At 62.1% G+C, this 3,107-nt stretch carries 1 protein-coding gene and 1 pseudogene; both read left to right on the forward strand.

What is annotated here, in order from left to right; genetic code table 11:
• Window positions 1-130 precede the first annotated feature (130 nt).
• Window positions 131-942 (forward strand): annotated as a pseudogene (locus CV1CTNOD_RS15495) (transposase family protein).
• Between the two features lie 114 nt (window positions 943-1,056).
• A complete protein-coding gene (locus tag CV1CTNOD_RS15500) occupies window positions 1,057-3,069 on the forward strand; it encodes an ATP-binding cassette domain-containing protein (RefSeq protein ID WP_131786789.1) in 2,013 nt (670 codons plus the stop codon).
• Window positions 3,070-3,107 lie beyond the last annotated feature (38 nt).

The raw sequence follows: 3,107 nt of genomic DNA on the forward strand, positions 1-3,107 counted from the left end.
GGCGAGTGGAATTATACCCTCGAAGCGCTTGTAGCGGCGTAGAGAATAAAAGATGTAGTTATTTCTTTACGGCCACCTGGTAGGAAGTTGTCCTCCTACGGATCAGCTTCCGAGAGGCCCCGCGTTTTCTGTGAGTGTCACATACACCGCCGAACTCGGCGACCACACCGTCGCGCGCTTGGCCGCGCTGCTGCTCGCCGAACGCATCGGTACCCGGAAAGGGACCCGCGTCCCGTCCTGCCGGGAACAGGCCGTGTTTGTCCTACGCTGGTTCGGTGACGGCAAGCGGGTGAAGCACATGTGTCGGAACAACGGGATCAGCCTGTCCGCAGGCTACCGCTACCTGCAGAAGGGGATCAGAGTGCTCGCCTGGCAGGCCCTCGACCTGCGCAACGCGCTGCTGGCCGCGAAGGCCGCCGGCTGCGGCCACGTGGTCGTCGACGGTACGGTCGTCGAGACCGACTGGGTCTGCGTGCCCGGGCCGACCCGCGGGGTGGACCTGTGGTGGTCCGGCGAGGTCCACAACCACGCAATGTCCAGGTCGTCGCCGCCCCGGACGACGGCTGGCGGCTGTGGGTCTCGGGCGTGCGCCCCGGCCGTGAAGCACGACAGCACCGCCCTGCCTGCCTCCCTGCGCGCTGCCGGTCCTGGCCGGACTGGACCGCCGACGGCGGCGGGATCCTCACCGATCTCGGCTAGGAAGGGTGAGCCGACCAGGTCGTGATCCTCTGCAAGCGAGTGAAGGGCGGAGGCCTGCGCGAGGATCAGCAGAAGCACAACCGGGTCCACAGCGCGCTGCGCGCCGTCGGCGAACGCGCGAACGCGCTTCTCAAGGTCACCTTTCGCGCCCTGGAGAATGTCACCCTCGGCCCCTGGAACATCGGCCTGATCATCCAGGCCGCCCTCGTGCTCCTCCACATCGAGCACCGCCGGGCCGCCTGACAGCCAGCACGGACACCGGATGTTATGACTACCTGCCACGACGAACCGCTACTGGAAAAGGCTCATCGATGAGCACGTGTGACCGCGTTATGTACAAGGAGTAAGGGGAGCCAATTGCTTAAGACCGGGCTATTGGTCGCGCGGTTCAGCTTCAAGGCCGCTCGGTGGAGTTCAGCTACCATCGCGCTGCTCTCACTCTTGTTCGCCTGTGTTCCCGGTACGCAGGTGCTGCTCATGGCGTCACTGCTACAACAGCTCGGTTCACCGCATGCCGACTACAGCTCGGCACTGGTCACTCTTGCCCTGATCGTGGTGCTTGTCGGCCTCGTCGGGCCATTGCGATCGATTCGCGATTTCGTGGCCGAGATCGTGCAGCTCGACACCGGTGCCGGGCTGCAGAGTCGGCTTGCCGACCGCGCGTCTCGGCTGACTCCGGCGGAAATAGTCGCCGAGGATCTCGCGTCCCAGATCGAAGGGCATAGTCGAGCGATCGTCGACCACATATCGAGAACGTACGCGGACGCCCTGCTCGCCGCGGAGGCGATCCTCGGCGCGATCGGGGTTGTGATCACGCTCGCACGGTACAGCTGGGTAGCCAGCGTGCTCACCGTCATGAGCATCATCCCGACCTTGGTGATCGGCTTCTATGTAAGTCGATCGCAGAAGAGCATGTGGCTCCGCCTGGGTCGCGTCTACCGTCGCGAGCGTTACATTCGCGAGACGCTGAGCAGCAGGTCGGCGCTTCTCGAACTGACCGCCTTCGGTACGATGGGACGTATAGCACAACTCGAGAAGGACGCGCAATCACAAATATGCGCGGTGCGAAAGGAACCTATTCGCGCCGGCCTTCGAGCAACGGGGATGGCGGCCGGAACCAATGCGATCCTCTTTGGGCTCGCCCTCTTCGCAGTGCTGTCGAACGTCGGTTTCAATCCCACGGCGGTCGCGGCCGTCTACGGAGTCTTCGGGGCAGTGAACGCAGTCGCTCAAGGTGGCTCCCAGATCTCCAGACTCGTGCAGTATGCCCCAACTGTCTATGCGCTCCTCGCATTCCTTGACAGGCCCGCGGCGAAATCAAGCGCCCCGCCTGGGTGGCGCGATGCTGACATCCGCGAAATCGAAATGCGCGACGTCTGCGTGTCGTATGCCGGTGGTGACCGATTCGCGGTCCAGGGAGCGTCACTCCGAGTCTCCCAGGGCGAGATGATCGCAATCGTCGGCAAAAATGGAGCAGGGAAGACGACCCTTTTGAACGCTTTGCTCGGGCTCGCGCCGATCGCCTCAGGAGAGGTGCTGGCAAATGGGATTCCGGTAGCTCCTGCGGCGCAGGACTGGTGGCTTCGCGGGTTCGGATCGATGCCGCAAGATTACGGGAAGTATGAGGTAACAGTCGAGGAGTCCGTGCGCCTGGGCCGGGCAGACCACAGCGATTCGAAAGCGATTCACGCCGCACTCCGGGCAGCCCGTGCTGCCGACTTTGTGGAGGATCTGCGCAACGGCGAACGCACCCAACTCGGCGAGGTATGGGGTGGTTCAGGACTGTCGGGAGGTCAATGGCAGCGTCTCGCTCTCGCACGCGTGTACCTGCGTGACGCGAATGTCTGGATCCTGGACGAGCCGTCATCGGCTATTGATGCGGAGACGGAGGTTGAAATTTTCGATGAGCTTCGCCGTACGAGCGGAGCGCGCGCAACGATCATTGTTTCGCATCGTGCCTGGACACTTCGCCGGATGGACCGCATCTATGTCATGGAAGAAGGGCGGATCGTGGAGCAAGGAAAATTTGAAGAGCTCGTGCAGCAGAACGGCTCATTCGCGCATCTCTTCCGAGAACAGACACCAGCCTCCGGCGACCGGACCTACACAGGAAACGAGGGAGTTAAAATGGCAGAACGAATCGAACTGCTGCGCGCAGTCGAGGAGGTCTACGGGCGACCTTTGGAAGAAACGGACGATGTCTTCACTCTCGGCGGATCATCGCTTCAAGCTGTTGAGCTCGTGAGCCGGTTCGGAGCCGTGTTGGGGCACGCGGTCGACATCGAACGTATGATCACGACGGACACCATATCCGCTTGGATAGACGAACTCGTATCCAGCGAGACATATTCTCGAAAGAGTGATGACTAGTGCGGCGTAAATAAATGCTCGTTTCAGTGCCACTGTTA

The organism is Protofrankia symbiont of Coriaria ruscifolia (genome assembly GCF_900634745.1).
In the GTDB taxonomy this organism is placed as follows: Bacteria; Actinomycetota; Actinomycetes; order Frankiales; family Frankiaceae; genus Protofrankia; species Protofrankia californiensis.